Source organism: Bradyrhizobium algeriense, assembly GCF_036924595.1.
GTDB lineage: Bacteria > Pseudomonadota > Alphaproteobacteria > Rhizobiales > Xanthobacteraceae > Bradyrhizobium > Bradyrhizobium algeriense.
Map to the genome: position 1 here is coordinate 648,626 of NZ_JAZHRV010000001.1, position 16,775 is coordinate 665,400.

General features: G+C 64.0%; 14 protein-coding genes. 1 reads left to right on the forward strand and 13 read right to left on the reverse strand.

Annotated features, from left to right (window positions below; all coding sequences use genetic code 11):
• Positions 1 to 20: 20 nt before the first annotated feature.
• Together V1286_RS03160 and V1286_RS03165 are read right to left on the reverse strand one after the other, a co-directional pair.
• On the reverse strand, positions 21 to 2,699 hold the full coding sequence (locus V1286_RS03160) for a flavin-containing monooxygenase (protein WP_334477511.1): 2,679 nt from the start codon (positions 2,697 to 2,699) through the stop codon (positions 21 to 23).
• A gap of 291 nt (positions 2,700 to 2,990) precedes the next feature.
• Positions 2,991 to 3,935 carry a LysR family transcriptional regulator gene (locus V1286_RS03165; RefSeq protein ID WP_334477512.1) on the reverse strand — a complete coding sequence of 315 codons (945 nt, stop codon included), beginning with the start codon at positions 3,933 to 3,935 and terminating at the stop codon, positions 2,991 to 2,993.
• Between the two features lie 217 nt (positions 3,936 to 4,152).
• Between V1286_RS03165 and V1286_RS03170 the strand changes: the two genes are divergently transcribed.
• Complete coding sequence (locus tag V1286_RS03170; RefSeq protein ID WP_334477514.1) at positions 4,153 to 5,130, forward strand: Bug family tripartite tricarboxylate transporter substrate binding protein; 978 nt, start codon at positions 4,153 to 4,155, stop codon at positions 5,128 to 5,130.
• Positions 5,131 to 5,133: 3 nt separating this feature from the next.
• On the opposite strand, the gene V1286_RS03175 is transcribed toward V1286_RS03170, so the two are convergent.
• The 11 genes from V1286_RS03175 to V1286_RS03225 form a co-directional block, all read right to left on the reverse strand.
• Complete coding sequence (locus tag V1286_RS03175; protein WP_334477515.1) at positions 5,134 to 6,324, reverse strand: ABC transporter permease; 1,191 nt, start codon at positions 6,322 to 6,324, stop codon at positions 5,134 to 5,136.
• Between the two features lie 2 nt (positions 6,325 to 6,326).
• Complete coding sequence (locus tag V1286_RS03180; RefSeq protein WP_334477517.1) at positions 6,327 to 7,487, reverse strand: ABC transporter permease; 1,161 nt, start codon at positions 7,485 to 7,487, stop codon at positions 6,327 to 6,329.
• Positions 7,484 to 8,164: an ABC transporter ATP-binding protein gene (locus tag V1286_RS03185; protein WP_334489516.1), complete on the reverse strand. Its 681-nt coding sequence runs from the start codon at positions 8,162 to 8,164 to the stop codon at positions 7,484 to 7,486. The genes V1286_RS03180 and V1286_RS03185 overlap by 4 nt, the downstream gene beginning before the upstream one ends.
• 49 nt (positions 8,165 to 8,213) lie before the next feature.
• Complete coding sequence (locus V1286_RS03190) at positions 8,214 to 9,275, reverse strand: efflux RND transporter periplasmic adaptor subunit (protein ID WP_334477518.1); 1,062 nt, start codon at positions 9,273 to 9,275, stop codon at positions 8,214 to 8,216.
• Between the two features lie 409 nt (positions 9,276 to 9,684).
• Positions 9,685 to 10,698, reverse strand: a complete 1,014-nt coding sequence (locus V1286_RS03195) for a zinc-dependent alcohol dehydrogenase family protein (RefSeq protein ID WP_334477519.1) — start codon at positions 10,696 to 10,698, stop codon at positions 9,685 to 9,687.
• A gap of 73 nt (positions 10,699 to 10,771) precedes the next feature.
• Positions 10,772 to 11,398, reverse strand: a complete 627-nt coding sequence (locus tag V1286_RS03200) for an FMN-dependent NADH-azoreductase (RefSeq protein ID WP_334477520.1) — start codon at positions 11,396 to 11,398, stop codon at positions 10,772 to 10,774.
• Between the two features lie 13 nt (positions 11,399 to 11,411).
• Positions 11,412 to 12,989 carry an isochorismatase family protein gene (locus V1286_RS03205; RefSeq protein ID WP_334477522.1) on the reverse strand — a complete coding sequence of 526 codons (1,578 nt, stop codon included), beginning with the start codon at positions 12,987 to 12,989 and terminating at the stop codon, positions 11,412 to 11,414.
• A 19-nt stretch (positions 12,990 to 13,008) separates the two neighbouring features.
• Positions 13,009 to 13,857, reverse strand: coding sequence for an MBL fold metallo-hydrolase (locus V1286_RS03210; RefSeq protein ID WP_334477524.1), 849 nt, complete (start codon positions 13,855 to 13,857; stop codon positions 13,009 to 13,011).
• A 30-nt stretch (positions 13,858 to 13,887) separates the two neighbouring features.
• Positions 13,888 to 14,778 carry an amidohydrolase family protein gene (locus V1286_RS03215; protein ID WP_334477525.1) on the reverse strand — a complete coding sequence of 297 codons (891 nt, stop codon included), beginning with the start codon at positions 14,776 to 14,778 and terminating at the stop codon, positions 13,888 to 13,890.
• Positions 14,775 to 15,893 (reverse strand): vWA domain-containing protein, encoded by a 1,119-nt coding sequence (locus V1286_RS03220; protein WP_334477526.1) that lies wholly within the window; start codon positions 15,891 to 15,893, stop codon positions 14,775 to 14,777. Before V1286_RS03220 ends, V1286_RS03215 begins: the two co-directional genes overlap by 4 nt.
• Complete coding sequence (locus V1286_RS03225) at positions 15,890 to 16,771, reverse strand: AAA family ATPase (RefSeq protein ID WP_334477528.1); 882 nt, start codon at positions 16,769 to 16,771, stop codon at positions 15,890 to 15,892. The genes V1286_RS03220 and V1286_RS03225 overlap by 4 nt, the downstream gene beginning before the upstream one ends.
• Positions 16,772 to 16,775 lie beyond the last annotated feature (4 nt).

Here is a 16,775-nt window from a genome sequence, read left to right on the forward strand (position 1 = left end):
GGCATTGCCTGCCTTGCGCGCTACCCTGCGGCAGCGTTCACCGCGATCGGCGAGGTATCCTCGCCACTCGCTTCAAACTTCCGGGGCAACCCCGCAAAACCGCGCAGGGCTTCGGCCATTTTCGTACGTCCGCTGACGCCGGTGATCACCACGTCCACCATCATCAGGGACGTGTGGATGTGGCCGCGCGCCTGCAATTGCTCGACCGGGACACCGGCGGCAGCGAGCGCCTCGGCATATTCGATGCCCTCGTCACGCAGCGGATCGAACTCGCAGGTGGCCACGAACGCCGGAGGCAAGTTCGCCAGATTGCCGCGCAGCGGCGACACGCGGGGATCGGTGCGGTCGGCGGGAGAGCAATAGATGTCCCAGAACCAGAACATCAGCGATCGCGTCAGGAAATAACCGATCGCATTGTCGGTGTAGGACGGACGGTCGAACCTGCAATCGGTGACCGGGCACACCAGCAACTGGCCGGCGATTGGCGGGCCGCCGCGGTCGCGCGCCAACTGACAGGTGACGGCGGCGATGTTGGCGCCGGCGCTCCAGCCCGCGACCAGCAACGGTCCCGGCTTACCGCCGAGTTCGGCCGCATGCTCGGCGACCCAGCGCGTCGCCGCATAGCCATCCTCGGCCGCCGCCGGGAAGCGATGCTCGGGCGCGTGGCGGTAACCGACGCTGACGACGATCATGCCGCTGCGGCGGCAGATGTCGCGGCAGAACGGATCGTCGGATTGCTCGTCGCCGAATACCCAGCCGCCGCCATGGAAATAGACCACGATCGGGTGCGGCCCCGGCGTTGCCGGCCGATAGAGACGGTAGGACAATAGACCATCGGCGCCGTGCAGCACGCCGTCGCCGACCTCGCCGACCGGGCGGCCGGCGGGACGACCCTTGTTGAATTCGGTAACGAAATCGCGCGCGCCTTGCGCGCCAAGTGATTCGATCTGCGGCAGGTTCATCTCCGCCAGCATGCCCAGCACCAGCCGCACGTCCGGCTGCAGGCGAACCACTTCGCCGTCGTTGCATTGCTCGGCAACATTGGGACCGGTGAGCTTGAAGCCCAGCATGCCGCGGCCGACGACTTCGTTGCAGATGCTGCGGTAGGGGCCGACGCCGCCGGTATAGGGCATCACGCCCTGCGCCTTGCCGGGAACGTTGGCGCCCGTGTACCAGGTGTTGGCGAGCCGATGCAGCGTGATCATCGAGCAGTCGGCCATGTGCCGCGCCCAGCCCGCCTGCGCCGTCTCGGTTGCGTCGATTGTCGTGAAGCCGGCCTCGCGCATCGCGGCCAGCCGCTCGACCACCCAGTCGACGTGCTGCTCGATCGAGACCGCCATGTTCGACAGCACCGACGGGCTGCCCGGGCCCGTGATCAGGAACAGGTTGGGGAAGCCTGAAACCGTGAGCCCGAGATAGGTCTGCGGGCCGTTGGCCCATACATCCGACAGCGATTTGCCGTCGCGGCCCGTGATCGGATGCACCGCCTTGATGGCGCCGGTCATGGCGTCGAAGCCGGTGGCGAACACGATCACGTCGACGTCGAAATTGCGCTTGTCGGTCGTGATGCCCGTGGCCGTGATCTCAGTGATCGGCTCCTGCCGCAGGTTCACCAGCGTGACGTTGGGGCGGTTGTAGGTGGCGTAGTAGTTGGTATCAAGGCAGGGACGCTTGGCGCCGAACGGATGGTCGTGCGGGGTCAACGCTTCAGCTATCTCCGGGTCCTTGACGATGGTCCGGATTTTCTCGCGGATCAGGTCGGCGAGCAGCGCATTGCCGTCGACGTCGACGCCTTGGTCGGCCCAAAGCTGGGTCAGGATGTAGACGAGATCGCCGGTGGCCCAAGCCTGCTCGAACCGCTCGCGGCGCTCGGCATCGCTCAACTGCCAGCTCACCGCCATCTGTTGCGGATAGGGGACGCCTGCGAGTGACCAGCGCGCCTGCTCGTGATAGGCGGCGCGGTCAGTTTCGAAGTAGGTCTTGCGATCGTCAGGCTGCGGACCGTTATGCGCGGGCAGCGCGAAATTCGGCGTGCGCTGGAACACGGTGAGATGCTCGGCCTGCTCGGCGAGCAGCGGGATCGACTGGATGCCCGATGATCCCGTGCCGATGACGGCGATGCGCTTGCCGGCGAGCTTGACCTCTTCATGCGGCCAGCGGCCGGTGAAATAGATCTCGCCCTTGAAATCCTTGACGCCATCGATCTCCGGCGGTTTTGGCGCGGAGAGGCAGCCGGTCGCCATGATGTAGTGGCGGCAGGAAATATCAGCGCCATTGTCGGTGGTGAGACGCCAGCGCTCGGCGGTCTGGTCCCAATTCGCCGCCGTGACCTTGGTGCCGAAGCGGATGTCGCGCCGCAGCTCGTATCTGTCGGCGACGAAGCCGAGATAGCGCAGGATTTCGGGTTGCGTTGCGTATTTCTCCGACCATTGCCACGCGCTCTCCAGCTCCGGATCGAACGTGTAGCTGTAGTCGATGGTCTGGATGTCACAGCGTGCGCCGGGATAGCGGTTCCAGTACCAGGTGCCGCCGACGTCGCCGGCCTCCTCGATCACGACGGCCGAGAAGCCGGCCTTGCGCAGGCGATGCAGGAGATAGAGGCCGGCAAATCCGGCGCCGACGACGGCAACATCGACCTGTTGCGTCGTGCCGCTGTTTGCCGATTCAGAAGAACGTGCTGCGACCGCTGCGTCTGGCATGCCACTCCTCCCGTGTGTTTTATATTTTGGGGTAGGCTACTGCCGGGTGTCCGGTTTGTCATCAGGACAAATGCAATCGCTGGATGTTCCTTCGAGATACGATCTGCGGAGGCGTCCGATTCGCGATTTCGCGAATTTCGTCGTGTGATGCAGCGAGTTACCCGTGACGCTCCTGCGCGGGGCATGACAAATTGTAGGATGGGTGGAGCGAAGCGATACCCATCATTCGTGAGGCGGGCTCGCGTGATGGGTTTCGCTTCGCTCTACCCATCCTACTGGACCGCTCGTTCGCTACACGCGCTTGCGCCGTTCGCTGGTGCGGCGGCGCTCGCTTCCTGCGGCCGCCTGCATCGGGCTGAAATCCAGCGTGAAGTCGCGAAAGCTCTCCACTGCCGGCGAGAGCGATGCGCTGTTTCGCACGAACATCGCGATCTTCCATTTGACGGCTGGCTGCAGCAGCGGCAGGAACGTCAGCCCGAAGCCGCGTACCAGCGGCTCCGCCATCGAGGGGCAGATCACGGCGCCTTGTCTGACCCGCAGCATCGACAGTGCGGTGTTTACCCGGTGCACCGGCACCAATTCTTTTGGATGATGCCGGGACGGGACGTTGCTCAACACGTTGATGGCGATGTTGGGCATGTAGTTGAGCAGCGGCCGCTCGCGCAAATCCTTCCAGCTGACCGACTTGGCCTTTGTCAGCGGGTCATCGCTGCGCAACGCCACAAAGAGCGGGTCGGCGCAGATCATGTGCACTTCGACCGATTGGTCCGGAACGACGCCGGCCGGACCGAAGCCGATATCGGTAGAGCCGTTCTGCAGGCCGGCCAGCACCTCCTGGATCGGCACGTCGTCGAAGCGGACGTCCACGCCCTGATGGCTGTTGTTGTATCCGGCGATCAGTTCCGGCAGCAGCGTGCAGGACAACGTTTCGGGGGCAGCTACACGCACCAGCCCGCGGCGCAGCTCCTTGAGATTGGTCAAATTGTCGAGCGCCTCGTCCAGGTTTGAAAGCACGCGCCGCGCCATCGGCGCGAAGGTCTCGCCCACCGCAGACGCCGAAACTTTTCGCGTCGTGCGGTCCAGCAGGCGGACGCCGACGCGGTTCTCCAGTTCCTTGATCAGGCCCGAGAGCGCCGCCTGCGACAGGTGCATGGCCTTGGCGGCTTCCGAGAAGCTCGCGCTCTCCAGCACGGCCACGTAGGCGCGCAACTGCCGCAGCGTTACATCCATCGCCATGTCGCGCCTCCCGAGCGTCGCCGTTCGGTATTCATAGGCCAGGCTTATCAATCGGTCAAAAAATACACATTGTTCGATAGAAGTCGCCTCTCTATCGTTGGCCTCGACAAGACGAAGGCCCGGCGATCGCAGCAATGCGATCGCGCCAAACGCGGCCCGATGAAAACGGGACGGACTAGCCGCCGCTCCAGGTGGCTCTTCTTTCCAGGAGGCATTCATGAAAGTCACGCGCCGAACCCTGCTGGGGACCATCGCCGCCGGCTTCGCCGCTGGTCCGCACTTTCCTGCGTCCGCCGAGGGCGATTGGCCGTCGCGGGTCGTTCGGCTGGTGTCGCCCTACGGGGCGGGCGGGGCGAGCGACATCTCGTTGCGTATCCTGGCCGAGCAGTTCGGGCGCAGCCTCAACCAGCAGTTCATCGTCGAGAACAAGCCGGGCGCGGGCACCCGCGTCGCCAACGAGCTGGTCTCGCGCGCAACGCCGGACGGATACACCTTCCTCTATGCCGCCGCGCCGTTTGCGACGGCTGAAGCCCTGTTCGAGAAACTGAACTACAACCGCAAGGATCTGCAGCCGGTGGCGATGGCCATGATGGCGCCGTTGTTCCTGGTAGTGAACGCGCAGGCCCCCTTCAAGACCCTTCAGGAAATGATCGACTACGGCAGGTCGAAGCCCGAGGGCCTGACCTTCGGTTCGCCGGGCGCAGGCTCGCAGCCTCACCTGGCCGCCGAATTGCTGTTCAGGGATGCCGGCGTCAAGGGTCTCATCGTTCCCTTCCGCGGCGACAACATGGCCTACACGGAGCTGCTCGCGAGCCGTCTTGACGCCACGTTGACCGCGATCAGCACGGCCCTGCCGCACATCCAGAGCGGCGCGTTGCGTGTCCTGGGTGTGGCGTCGGCCGAGCGCAGCCCGATATACCCCGAGGCTTTCACCCTGGTTGAGCAGGGCCTTTCCAAGGTGATCGCCTCCGGCTGGTACGGCTTCTTGGCGCCGGCGGCAACGCCGCAGCCGATCGTCGATCGCTTGCAGGGGGAGGTCATTCGCGTGCTCGCCGATCCCGAGGTGAAGCAGAAACTGCTCGCACAGGGACTGGAAGCGCGCCCCGGCACGGCGGGCGAGTTCGGCAAGTTCATCGACGACGAGACCCGCAAATGGGGCGAGGTAATCCGCGCCGCTGGCCTCAAGGGAGAATAAGATTCAGTTCGCGTACAGGCCTTCGACGATCGGCAATCGCGCAGCCCGCAGGGCCGGAAACAGCCCGCCGATCAAGCCCACGATCAGCGCAAGCGCAACGCCCTCGGCGATCAGCCAGGGACTGAGCTTGAAGTCGAACACCACCTGGGTGAAGTTGCCGCCAAGGGTCGAGGCCGTGACGCCATCGAATATCAGATAGGTGGCGGCGGCACCTAACACGCCGCCGATGACAGCGAGCAACAGCGATTCGGCGAGCGTTCCGACAAAGGCGGGGAAACCGCCGAAGCCGATGGCGCGCAGCGTTGCGATTTCCGTCGCACGTGCTGCGACCGACGAATACATCGTGTTGAGCGCGCCGGCGACCGCGCCCAGCGCCATCGCGATCGCCAAGGGCCAGCCGAGTTTCTGGATCAGGTCCGAGGTCTGCGAGGCCTGCTCGGCGAAGTAGGCCGCTTCGGATTTGACATCGAGCTTCAGCCGCGGATCGTTGTCGCTATAGCTTTTGAGCTCATTGAGTGCGGCCGGCCCGGTGAGGCGCGCACGCACAGTCTGAACGATGTTGTTGCGGTTGAACAGGCTCTGCACCACGTTGAGATCGGCCCAGATCTCGGATTCGAACACGCTGCCACCAGCCTCGAACACGCCGACAACGGTCCAGCGCGTGGCGCCGAACGCCACGGTACTGCCGAGGTCGAATCCTTCAAATTGGCGCTGCAATGCCTTGCCGACCACCACTTCGTTGCTGCCGCGGTTGAACATGCGGCCCGAGGTGATGGTAATGTCCTTGCGCAGCGTGCTGCCCTGTTCGCCGATCCCGCGCAGCGGCAGGTTGGCCTTGGTCTTGGTCGAACGCTTGATGCCGTCGACCACCAGATATAGCTCTGGCGAGATCAGCGGCTTGCCGTCGCTGCCGCGCGCGATGCCGGGACCGTCCTCGATCAGCCGCACCTGATCGCGGCTCACCGTGCTGTTGATTTCGGCCTGTGAGCCGGCCCGCAGCACGATTGCGATATCATCGGCGCCCGATCCCGCGATGGTGCGCTGAAAACCGTTGGCCATCGCCAGGAATGCGAGCAGCACGATCACCACCAGTGCAATCGCGATCACCGTCGAGAGCGAGAGCCAGCGCCGCTGCGCGATGCTCCTGAGATTGATGGCGGTGACCGCCGCGACTTGAAGCCAGAGCGAACGCATGCCTATCCCCGTCCGAGCGCGGTTGCAATTCTAAGCCGCATGGCGTTGAGCGCCGGGATGATCCCCGTGATCAGCCCCAGCGCGATCATCAGCGCCAGCCCTTGCAGGATGATGGTCGGCGATACCGCAAAAGCGGGCGCGATGCTGGCGAGGCTGTTGCGAAGCGCCATGGCGATCAGCGCCGCGATCGCCAGCCCGGGAATGCCGCCGAGCAGCGCCAGCAGCACGGATTCGCCAAGCACCATTTTAAGAATTCGCGGGCCCGAAAAGCCGAGCGTCTTCAGCACGCCGATTTCGCGGGTGCGCTCCCGGATCGACAGCGCCATGGTATTGCCGACGATCATCAGGATGGTAACGAAGGCCGCGCCCACCACCAGCAATACGATCAGCGCGATGTTGCCGAATTGAGCGGCGAACGCCTTGCCGAACGCCTTTTCGGTGTCGGTCGAGGTCTCGGCGGTGGAATTGGCAAACATCGCGTCGATCGCCTTTGCCACGCGATCGTTGTTTTCGGGCGAGGTGGTCTGGAGGATCATCCAGCCGATGGTGTCCTTGCCGAAACTGCGGGTCTCGTCGAAATAGGCGTACTGGAACAGGAGGAAGTTGGTGTCGACGTGCTCGACCTTGCCCTTGACGATGCCGGCAATGGTGAGGTCCCAGGTATGTCCGCCGCTCTTCTGGCTGAAGATGTTACTATTGAGAGGGATGCGATCGCCGATCTTCCAGCCCCACTTCTGCGCCAGGCTTTCACCGACCACCGCGCTGCCACGGTCACGCATGAAGGCTTGAAGCTGCTCGGGCGGAACTTCGAACTCGCTGCGGTAAACGTCGAAATAGGTGTTCGGCTCGATCGTGAGCGCCATGATGAAGTTTTTCGGGTCCTGATAATATCCGCCGAACCAGTTGGCGAAGGTCACCTGCCGGACCCCTTCGATCGCACGCACGCGATTGTAGTAGGCGATCGGCATCGGCTGGGTGAAGTTGATCTTGTTGACGGTGATCATCCGATCCGCGGCGGCGGCATCCTCGCCGGCCGTGAAGGCGCGATAGAATCCGGCGAGCACGCCGAAGATCATGAAGGCGATCAGGATCGACACGATCATCAGGCTGGCGCGCAATTTGCGGCGGAACAGGTTTTTCCGGATGAGGTCGAAGTCGTTCACGCGGCAAGCTCCCGTTCGACGAAGCGGCCCTTGTCGAGATGAAGCACGCGCTTGGCGTAGTTTGCCGCCGCGGGGTCATGCGTGACCATCACGATGGTCTTGCCGAGCTCGCCGTTGAGCAGTTGCAGGATCGAAAGGATCTCGTCGGCGGATTGCCGGTCGAGATCGCCGGTCGGTTCGTCGCACAGCAGCAGGTTCGGATCCGAGACGATGGCGCGCGCAATCGCCACGCGCTGCTGCTGGCCGCCCGACATTTCGCGCGGTCGGTGCTTGATGCGATCGGCAAGCCCGACCACGGAAAGCGCGGTGTGAACGCGCTCCGCGCGTTCCTTGCTGCGCAATCTGGTGAGCAGCAGCGGCAGTTCGACGTTCTGCGCCGCGGTCAGCATCGGCATCAGATTGTAAAACTGGAAGATGAAGCCGATATTGGCGGCCCGCCAGGCGGCGAGTTCACCCTCGGAGAGACCATCGATACGGTGGTCCGCAACCGCAATCTCGCCGGCGTCGGCGCGATCGATACCGCCCAGCAAATTGAGCAGCGTCGTCTTGCCCGAACCGGACGGCCCCATGACGGCAATGAAATCCCCTCGGGGGATCGCAAGATCAAGATGATCGAAGATCGAGATCGTTTCCTTGCCCTTGGTGAAACGCTTAGCTACGCCGGTAAGGCGAACCATCGGATGCTCGGCTGTCACGCTTGTCTCCTCCAGGGATTCCGGCTGGATGCTAGTTCGCGGCGGTGGTCTCAGTGGCGCCCTTTGTCTTGGCGTCGCCTAGGAAGTTCACCTTCACCGCCATGTCGGGCAGGATGCGCGGGTCTTTCTTTTCGAAGCGGATGCGAACCTTCACCGTGGCCTTCTCGCGGTTCGCGGTCGGCACGATTGCGATGACAGAGGCGGGAATTGTCCAGTCCGGATAGGCATCCAGCATCGCGTTCACGGCGCCGCCGGGAGCGACGCGGCCGATGAAGGCCTCGTTGACGTCGACTTCGATTTCGATCGAATCCATGTCGACGATGGTGCAGATGCCGGTGCGGGTGTAGCCGCCGACCGACATCGGTGAAATCATCTCGCCGGGCTGTGCGCTGCGGTCGATGACGACGCCGGCGAACGGCGCGCGGATTTGATGCTTGTCGAGCATCGAGGCGCTGCGCTTGGCGTCGATCCTGGCGGTCTCGAATTGCGACTGCGCCTGGCGCAATTGCGCGCTGAGCACGCCGACCCGGGCCTGTGCCTTGGTCAGGTCGGCCTCGGTCGCGAAATTCTTTTGCGACAGGGTTTGCACGCGCGACATAATCCGGGTCGCATCCTCCAGATCGGCGGTGATCGCGGCGACCGCGGCGTCGGCCGTCTCGACGCGGGAGCGGGCCAGCTCATAATCCCTTTCGGCAAGCACGCTATCGAGCCGGGCGACCACCTGACCGTCGGTCACGGTCATGCCTTCGTCGATGAAGACCTCGACCACCTTGCCGGTGATCTCGGCCGCAACGGTCGCCTTGCGGCGCGCCACCACATAGCCGGAAGCCGCCAGATTGCCGGCCGCCTTGCTATTCGGTGCAGGCGGCTGAGGTGTCTGTGGCTGCGCGGCGGACTGCTGTGCGATCTGTGGTGCGGTCTCCTTTGGCGGGTCCTGCCTGCGGAACTCGTAAGCGCCAAAGGCCGCGAATGCGACGACGCAGGCGACAATCGTAGCCGAGATCGGCAGCCAGCGGCTTTTCGGCCGCTCCACCTTGCTGGCGCTTCGATCGATGGTCAGCGATCTCAGCAATTTGCTCTTGTCGTCGGTCATCTTCATTTCCATCCGGCTGCTCGCTGCAACTTCCGCGCGGGCGGCATCATTTCTCGCGCTGGTGGTCTCGCTTACAGCCGGTTCACATGTCTCGCCATAGAAGGGGGCAGGCCTCAGGCTTCCCGTAAGGCAGCGACCCCAGCTCGGTCAAAATTCCCGTTGAGCTCTCGCGAGCGCCAGGCGGCGCCCGTTTTTCGACGAGGCGAATGACACGTATTTAAAGCCTAATGGTGACGGAGGCAATTCCCGGAACCAGCAAGAGTTGTATGCTCCGTGTTGCCAGTTGTGGCCATGAGCATGGAGTATCCTTCGTAAACGCCCGTCGATCCCCAAATGCGCTCAAAACTCGGCAAAATCTTGCGGCGGGAACCAGTCGTTGCAATTGGCAGTCGCCGGCGAAATGTCGCGTTCAGCCGATCTCGATCGCCACCTTCCCGAAATGCGCGCCACTCTCCATGTAGGAAAACGCCTGTTTCACCTGATCGAACGAAAAGGTCCTGTCGATCACGGGCTTCATGCGGCTTGCCGCGATGGCATCCGCCATCGCCTTGAGGTCCTCGACCGATCCGACGGTGACGCCCTGTAGCCGTTGCTGTTGCATGACCATCAATGGCAGCCGCGAGTCTGACGGCGGCGGGCCGGCGAGCACGCCGATGAAGGCGATCGTGCCGCCGATCCTGGTCGCCCTGATCGATTCGTTCAGCGTCCCGACCCCGCCCACCTCGACGACCAGGTCGACGCCGTGGCCGCTCCATTCGCGGGCTTTCTTTCCCCAGTCGGGTGTCGCCTTGTAGTTCAATGTAAAGTCTGCGCCGAGCTGCTTGAGACGTTCGATCTTGGCATCGCTGGACGAGGTTGCGATGACGCGCGCACCGCACATCTTCGCAAACTGAATGGCAAACAGGGATACCCCGCCGGTGCCTTGTGTCAGAACGGTCTGGCCGGGTTTCAAGCCGCCGAGCTTGACGACCGCGCTCCATGCCGTGACCCCGGCGCAGGGAAGTGCTGCGGCTTCGATGTCGCTGAGGTGCTCCGGCGTTCGGACCAGCGCGTGCTTCGGAAATATCCGATATTCGGTGAGGACGCCGTCCACCGAGCCGCCGAGGGCTGCGCGCATCTTTGCTTCGCTCGGTTCGCCGCCGATCCAGCTTTCGAAGAAACTGCCGATGACGCGGTCGCCGGCTGCGAATTCCCGCACGCCCGGGCCGACCCGCTCGATTACGCCCGCGCCGTCCGAAACCGGCACGAGTGGAAATTTCTGACGCGAACCGTAACCGCCCTTGACGGTGAGAAGATCGCGATAGTTCAGCGTTGCCGCCTTGAGCCGAACCAGCACCTCGCCCTCACCGGGCTCCGGCACGGGCTTGTCGACGAGGGCAAGTCCATCGATTCCGCTCGGTCCCTGTAGCTCGTAGCACTTCAACGGGGTTCTCCTTCGGCGCAGCCGGGTAAGCGCAATATAGCCGGAAATGTTCCGGTTGCGCCAAGCCTATGAATCAGAATCGCGCGGCCAGCTCGGCCAGCCGCCGATGTGCGCCTTCGCGTGCGGTGCGGATCGGTTCGAGCGGCCCGGTGGTCGGTCCGATCGGCACGAAACGCACGTCGCTGACACCGATGAAGCGCAGCGCCTCGCGCAGATAAGGGGTCGCCATATCGATGCGGCCGCGATTCATGCCGGTGATGAAATCGCTGCCGCTCGCCAGGATCACGATTGTCGGCCTGTTCTTGAACAGCGGCAGGTACCCTTGCGCCGGATCGTAGCGGAACGCCAGCCCGGGCTGTGTGATGACGTCGATCCATTGTTTCAGCTTGTAGGGAATACCAAAATTCCACATCGGCGTCGAAATCAGCACGCGGTCGGCGAGCGCGAACCGGAGCGCGATGCGCTCGGTGACCGCAAACGCATCGCGCTGCGAATCCGTGAACGCCCGCCCGCCGATACGGGCATATTTAGCCTCCAGTACATAACCCTCGAATTCCGGCATGTGATCCCGCCACAGGTTCATCACGTCGATGTCCCAGTCCGGCCGTGCCTCGCGGAAACGATCGATGAAGACGCGCGCGCCGGCGGAGGATTCCGAGTCTGCGCGCGGCGAGCAGCTCAGGTGAAAGAGTTTTGGCATGGCCGCGCTCTGTTCATCCCAATCCCCTGATGACCGCATCGGCGTTGGTGACGACGGCAACGTTCTGCATCGCAAAATTGATGGAGGCGTTGTGCCAGTCGGCGTTCATGGTCGAGCAGCAGTCTTCAGGGACGATCATGAAGTAGCCCTTGTCCGCGCCGGTGCGCGCGGTGTGCTCGATCGACATGTTGGTCCAGGCGCCGGTATTGATGATCATGTCGCGGCCGGTCGCCTTGAGGATGGTCTCCAGCCGCGTGCCTTCCCAGGCGCTCATCCGCATCTTCTCGACGATGAAGTCGCCGGCGCGCGGCTCCAGCCCTGAAACCGGCGCTGCGCCCCAGCTTCCGCGCACCATCGCATTACTATCGACCAGCCCTTCGAACAGCGGCGCGTTGAGCGTGACGCCGGGCGCGCCCGGCTCGACGATGAACCAGACATGGATGATGATGACGCCGCGCGCCCGCGCCGCCTCAGCGAGGCGGCGGACATTGTCGACCACGCGTTGCTGGCGCGCGTGCGCAGGCGAGCCGGAATCGGCGAACGCGCCACCCTCCATGATGACGTCGTTCTGCAGATCCTGAATGATCATTGCGCAGCGCCGCGGGTCGAGCTGCATGTCGCCGCCGGCCAATTGAGGTGCAGCGGGTGGCGCGGATCCGGTCTCGGGGCCGGTCGAAGCGCGGCCGCTCATATAGGGTTCGTGGCGCGGTCCGGCCTTGACCGGGATCGCATAAACCGAGTGGGTGGCGGTCAGATAGAGCGTGCGAAAGTCAGCGCCGCCCCAGGCGAGATTGGCAACGAGTTCGGGAACGCGAACCTTGCCGAGCAACTCGCCGGCGGGAGAATAGACCCAGACGCCGCCGGGCGCCGTGACCCAGACATTGCCGCGCTGGTCGCACTTCATGCCGTCGGGCAGGCCGGGTTCGAGCTCCGAGCGAATGCCGCTGGCGAAAACGCGCGCATTGGCGAGCGAGCCATCGGCTTCGACGTCAAAGACGCGGATCAGCGCCTGCGTGGTGTCGTTGACGTAAAGCAGGCGCTCGTCGGGCGAGAAGCAGAGGCCGTTCGGTTGGTCGAACAGATGGCGGTCGACCACGAGTCTCGGTGGACCGCCGCCGGGCGGGACGCGATAGACGCCCTGGAAGCCGAGCTGGCGCGGTCGCTCGACGCCGTAGACCGGCATGCGGCCATACCAGGGATCGCTGAAATAGATCGCGCCGTTCGAATGCACGCAGACGTCGTTCGGGCTGTTGAGTTCCTGATTTTCGAAATGCGAGGCAATCACCTCGCGCCTTCCGTCGGGCCGCTCGCGGATCAATGACGAGGTGGCGTGCTCGCAGACAATGAGATTGAACTCCGCGTCATAGGTCATGCCGTTGCATTTGTTCGAAGGCCGCTTGACCTCGACGACGCCGCGCTTGGCATCCCATCGCCGGCGCACATCGCCGGGCATATCCGAGAACAGCAGATAGTGATGGACCGGATGCCAGATCGGCCCTTCTGTGAAATCGAAGCCCGTGCCGACCTGGCCGACCGGCGCATAGGGATCGATCAGGATTTCGAATTCCGGGCGCAGCGTGACGTGCGTCATCGGTTCGTCCTTTCAGCACTCAGGCCGGGAACCAGTTGCGCTGTGGCAGGCTCTGAACCACGGGGCCCGGCACCTGATCGTGCAGACGGCCCACCACCACGCCGCCTTCGATCTTGGCCGGGCGGTCATGAACGGGGAGCAGGTAGCGCGAATTGCTCAGGAGTTTTTTGATCGCTGCTTTTTCGGCGCGCTTGCTGGTGCCGTGATTGCCTGTCGTGCGCGGCTCGGCGTCGTGGATCTCGTTGAAGGGCGTGACGATCTGGTCATTGAAATCGTAGATCACGTCGCCGCAGATGGTGGCGATGCCGTCGGCGGTGTGAACGTGTATGTTCATCGAGCCTTCGGTGTGGGCGTTGGCGGCGTCGCAATAGACGCCCGGCATTAGTTCGATCGGGCCGGTCACTTCGAGATCGAGGAATCGCAGCGCGCTCCTGGTGTGCAGGCGGTCGATCAGATGCTTGATATCGGGTGCCGGATATTGCGGATGCATCAATCCGGAGACGGAATATTCCAGCTCCTTGCGGTTGAGCACGACGGTCGTGTTCATCGGAAACAAATCGTCCTTGCCGGCATGGTCGATATGCAAATGCGTGTGGCAGACATAGCGGACGTCGCCCATGCGCACGCCGTGGCGCGCGAGTTGGTTCTCGATCATGTTCTCATGGAATTGCAGCCCGCGCATGCCCAGCGTTTCCATGATCTGGTTGGAGCGATAGCCGGTATCGATCACGACCGGGTAGGGGCCGCCCACGATCAGAAAGCCCAGCGTCAGGACTCGGCGGGTCCGGCCGCAATCGCGGCCGAGCACGAGGAAGCTCGATTCCAGTTCGATATCGCCATAGTCCAAAATCTTGATTTCAAGCGGCATATGTCTCTCTCCCCGAATTCTCTTGTTCGCTTAAATTCCCAGCCGATAAACGCGCATCGCGGTTGTTCGCAGAACGGCATCGCGCTGGTCCGCGCGAAGATGTGCGGTCGCGGCGAGATAGGCGTTCACAAGTTCGCGATAGCTGGTCCAAAGTTTTTCGATCGGAAAATTGGAGCCGAACAGGCAGCGATCGGCGCCGAAGATCGTCACCGTGTCGGCGAGGACGCCGGCGACGTGGGCCGGATCGTTGCGGTGGATGAAGGTGCCGAGGCCGGAAAGCTTTGAGACGACGTTCGGGCAGGCCGCAAGCCGCATCATTCCACCGCGCCAGGCGGATTGGCCGTGCGGAGAAAGGTCTTCCAGCATGCCGGCATGCTGCAGGATGAAGGTCACGTCGGGACAGGCTTCGGCGAGTCCGGCGGCATCCGCCATCTGCGGCGCGAACACTTGCAGGTCGAAGCTGAAGCCATACTCGGCGAGCCGCGCGACGTTGCGCCGGATGTTTGGATCGGCGCAGAGGTCGGGCCGCGCGGCAAAACGATAGAGCGGGTTTTCGTGCCAGTGCAATTGCATGCGCACGCCACGCACCAGGGGATAGCGCGCGAGACGATCGAGTTGCGGGCGGACGTCATCGACGTTGAAGTCAGCATAGGAGACAATGGCGTGCGGCCAGCCATGATCCTTCGCGGTCTGCTGCACCCAGGCGGTTTCGTCCTCGAAACGATCGTTGGCCCAGTTGGTTTGCACATAGACCGACCGCGTCACGCCGGAGCCTGCGAGATCATCGAGATATTCCTGGATCGGATAGTCGCGCCGGATCGGCTCGTAGGGGCCGAAGATGCGCGGCTGCATCGGGCCGCTCAGCCAGGGCAGGTCGGCCTGACGCCAGATATGATGATGGGCATCGACGATTTCGGTCACGCGGCCTTCCTTTGTCCAAGCGAGAGAACGTGCGAAACGATCGCGGCTGACGATCCGCCGTCGACCAGATCATCTACGAAGCGCCGGATCGCGATCAGCGCTTCGGTCTGCGGCTGAAAGCCGGGACCGGTGGCGAGCGGTGTCAGCCAGCTCAGGCGCCAGGCACGTCGCGACAATTTTGCGACGGCGTCACGCAAGGCAGAAGGATCGCCGCGCTCAAGGCCGTCGGAGACGATGACGACCGCGGCGCCGCGCGCATAGCTGCCGAATCTTGGCACCGCCAGGAACGCCTGCAGCGCATCGCCGATCCGGGTGCCGCCGTCCCAATCGCTGACCAGATGCGCAGCCGCCGACAGCGCCTGCTCGCGGCGCTTGAGGCGGAGCGCGCGGGTGACGCGGGTGAGGCGGGTGCCGAAGGTGAACACCTCGACATTGGGAGCCGCGTGCGACAGCGCATGCGCGAGCTTCATGTTGTCGTCGGTGCGCCCCTTCATCGAGCCGGAGACGTCGATCAGCAACAAAACCTTGCGCGGCCGGGCACGCCGTTTCAGCCGCCCGAGCCGCAGCACCTCGCCGTCGTTGCGCACGCTCTCGCGCAGGGTGCGGCGCAGATCGGCCCAGGGGCCCCGGCGGGCGCGCATGCGCCGATGGCCGCGCCGTCGCGGCAGCCGCGCAGGCGCCTCGCGTGACAGTTTTCGCAGGGCATCGGCGGTTTGGCTAGGCGCGAAGCGGCGTTCGACCAGCGCCTCGGCGCGGGCCGCGGCAAGTCCGGACTCGTTGGCTTCGTCGGCGAGCAATGTTTCGTCCTCGCCGCGTCCTCCCTCCTGCAGGCGAACGACTTCCTCGTCTTGCGCGCCCGCATGATCGATCGCTTCACTGCCGAGGAAATGGAGGTCGAACAGCCGGTCGTAGGTCGCGCGCCGCTCGGGCGGCGGGGCGAGCGTCGCCAATCCCGCGAGACGGATGGCTTCCATGCTGCGTGGGCCGAGTAGCTCGATCGCCGCAAGGAACGCCGTCGTCTGTTCCGGCGCCACGGCGAAACCGTTAACGCGCAGCAGCGCGACAAAGGACACGAACACGCGGGCCGCGTGGGGTAGCTGAAGTTCGTCGCTCACGCAGCCGCCTCCGCAATCAGGGCGTCGAGCCGGCCGGAGATGAAGGTGAGATCTTCCTCGTCCTTCAACGCGACACCGATGGAGCGCTTGAAGGCGTCCGGCCAGCGCGCGCCGCGTGCGTGCAGCAGCGTGGCTGCTTCCGCCCAGTCCACCGCTTCGGCGATACCCGGCGCCTTGCTCAGCGGTTCGCGCCGCAGCCGGCCGACGGCGGCGACAACAGCGCGCGCGGTTGCTTCGGCGACGCTTGACGCCCGCATCATCACGATGCGCGCCTCGCGCTCGGCCGTCGGATAATCGATCCAGTGATAGACGCAGCGGCGGCGCAACGCCTCGTGCAGGTCGCGGGTGCGGTTCGAGGTCAGCACGACGACGGGGCGTTCGGTAGCGCGAACTGTGCCGCGCTCGGGAATGGAAATCTGGAAGTCGGAGAGGAACTCGAGCAGGAACGCCTCGAACTCCTGGTCAGCGCGGTCGATTTCGTCGATCAGCAGGACGGTGGAGTCAGGCGCGCGCAAGGACGCGAGCATCGGCCGTTCGATCAGAAAAGTCTCGCCATAGATGTCGATGCTCTCTTCGCCGGCCTGGCGGATCGCGAGCATCTGGCGCGGATAGTTCCACTCGTAAAGCGCGGCCGATGCGTCGATGCCCTCATAGCATTGCAGGCGGATCAGGCGGCGGCCGAGCACGGCGGCGATGGCTTTTGCGGCTTCGGTCTTGCCGACGCCCGGCGCGCCTTCCAGCAGCAGCGGCTTTCCGAGTGCAAGCCCGAGATAGGCCGCCGTCGCGAGGCCATCGTCTGCAAGATAATAGGCCGTTCGCAACGCCCGTTCGAGCGCCTCGGGGCTATCGATGCCGACGATGTTGCCGCGGACCGTCATACTC

Excerpts from the sequence above, each read along its gene's own strand:
- V1286_RS03200 (WP_334477520.1), bottom strand. The coding sequence starts at position 11,398 with ATGCCAAAACTCTTTCACCTGAGCTGCTCGCCGCGCGCAGACTCGGAA.
- V1286_RS03175 (WP_334477515.1), bottom strand. The coding sequence starts at position 6,324 with ATGCGTTCGCTCTGGCTTCAAGTCGCGGCGGTCACCGCCATCAATCTC.
- V1286_RS03190 (WP_334477518.1), bottom strand. The coding sequence starts at position 9,275 with ATGACCGACGACAAGAGCAAATTGCTGAGATCGCTGACCATCGATCGA.
- V1286_RS03165 (WP_334477512.1), bottom strand. The coding sequence starts at position 3,935 with ATGGCGATGGATGTAACGCTGCGGCAGTTGCGCGCCTACGTGGCCGTG.
- V1286_RS03210 (WP_334477524.1), bottom strand. The coding sequence starts at position 13,857 with ATGCCGCTTGAAATCAAGATTTTGGACTATGGCGATATCGAACTGGAA.
- V1286_RS03185 (WP_334489516.1), bottom strand. The coding sequence starts at position 8,164 with ATGGTTCGCCTTACCGGCGTAGCTAAGCGTTTCACCAAGGGCAAGGAA.
- V1286_RS03205 (WP_334477522.1), bottom strand. The coding sequence starts at position 12,989 with ATGACGCACGTCACGCTGCGCCCGGAATTCGAAATCCTGATCGATCCC.
- V1286_RS03170 (WP_334477514.1), top strand. The coding sequence starts at position 4,153 with ATGAAAGTCACGCGCCGAACCCTGCTGGGGACCATCGCCGCCGGCTTC.
- V1286_RS03225 (WP_334477528.1), bottom strand. The coding sequence starts at position 16,771 with ATGACGGTCCGCGGCAACATCGTCGGCATCGATAGCCCCGAGGCGCTC.
- V1286_RS03160 (WP_334477511.1), bottom strand. The coding sequence starts at position 2,699 with ATGCCAGACGCAGCGGTCGCAGCACGTTCTTCTGAATCGGCAAACAGC.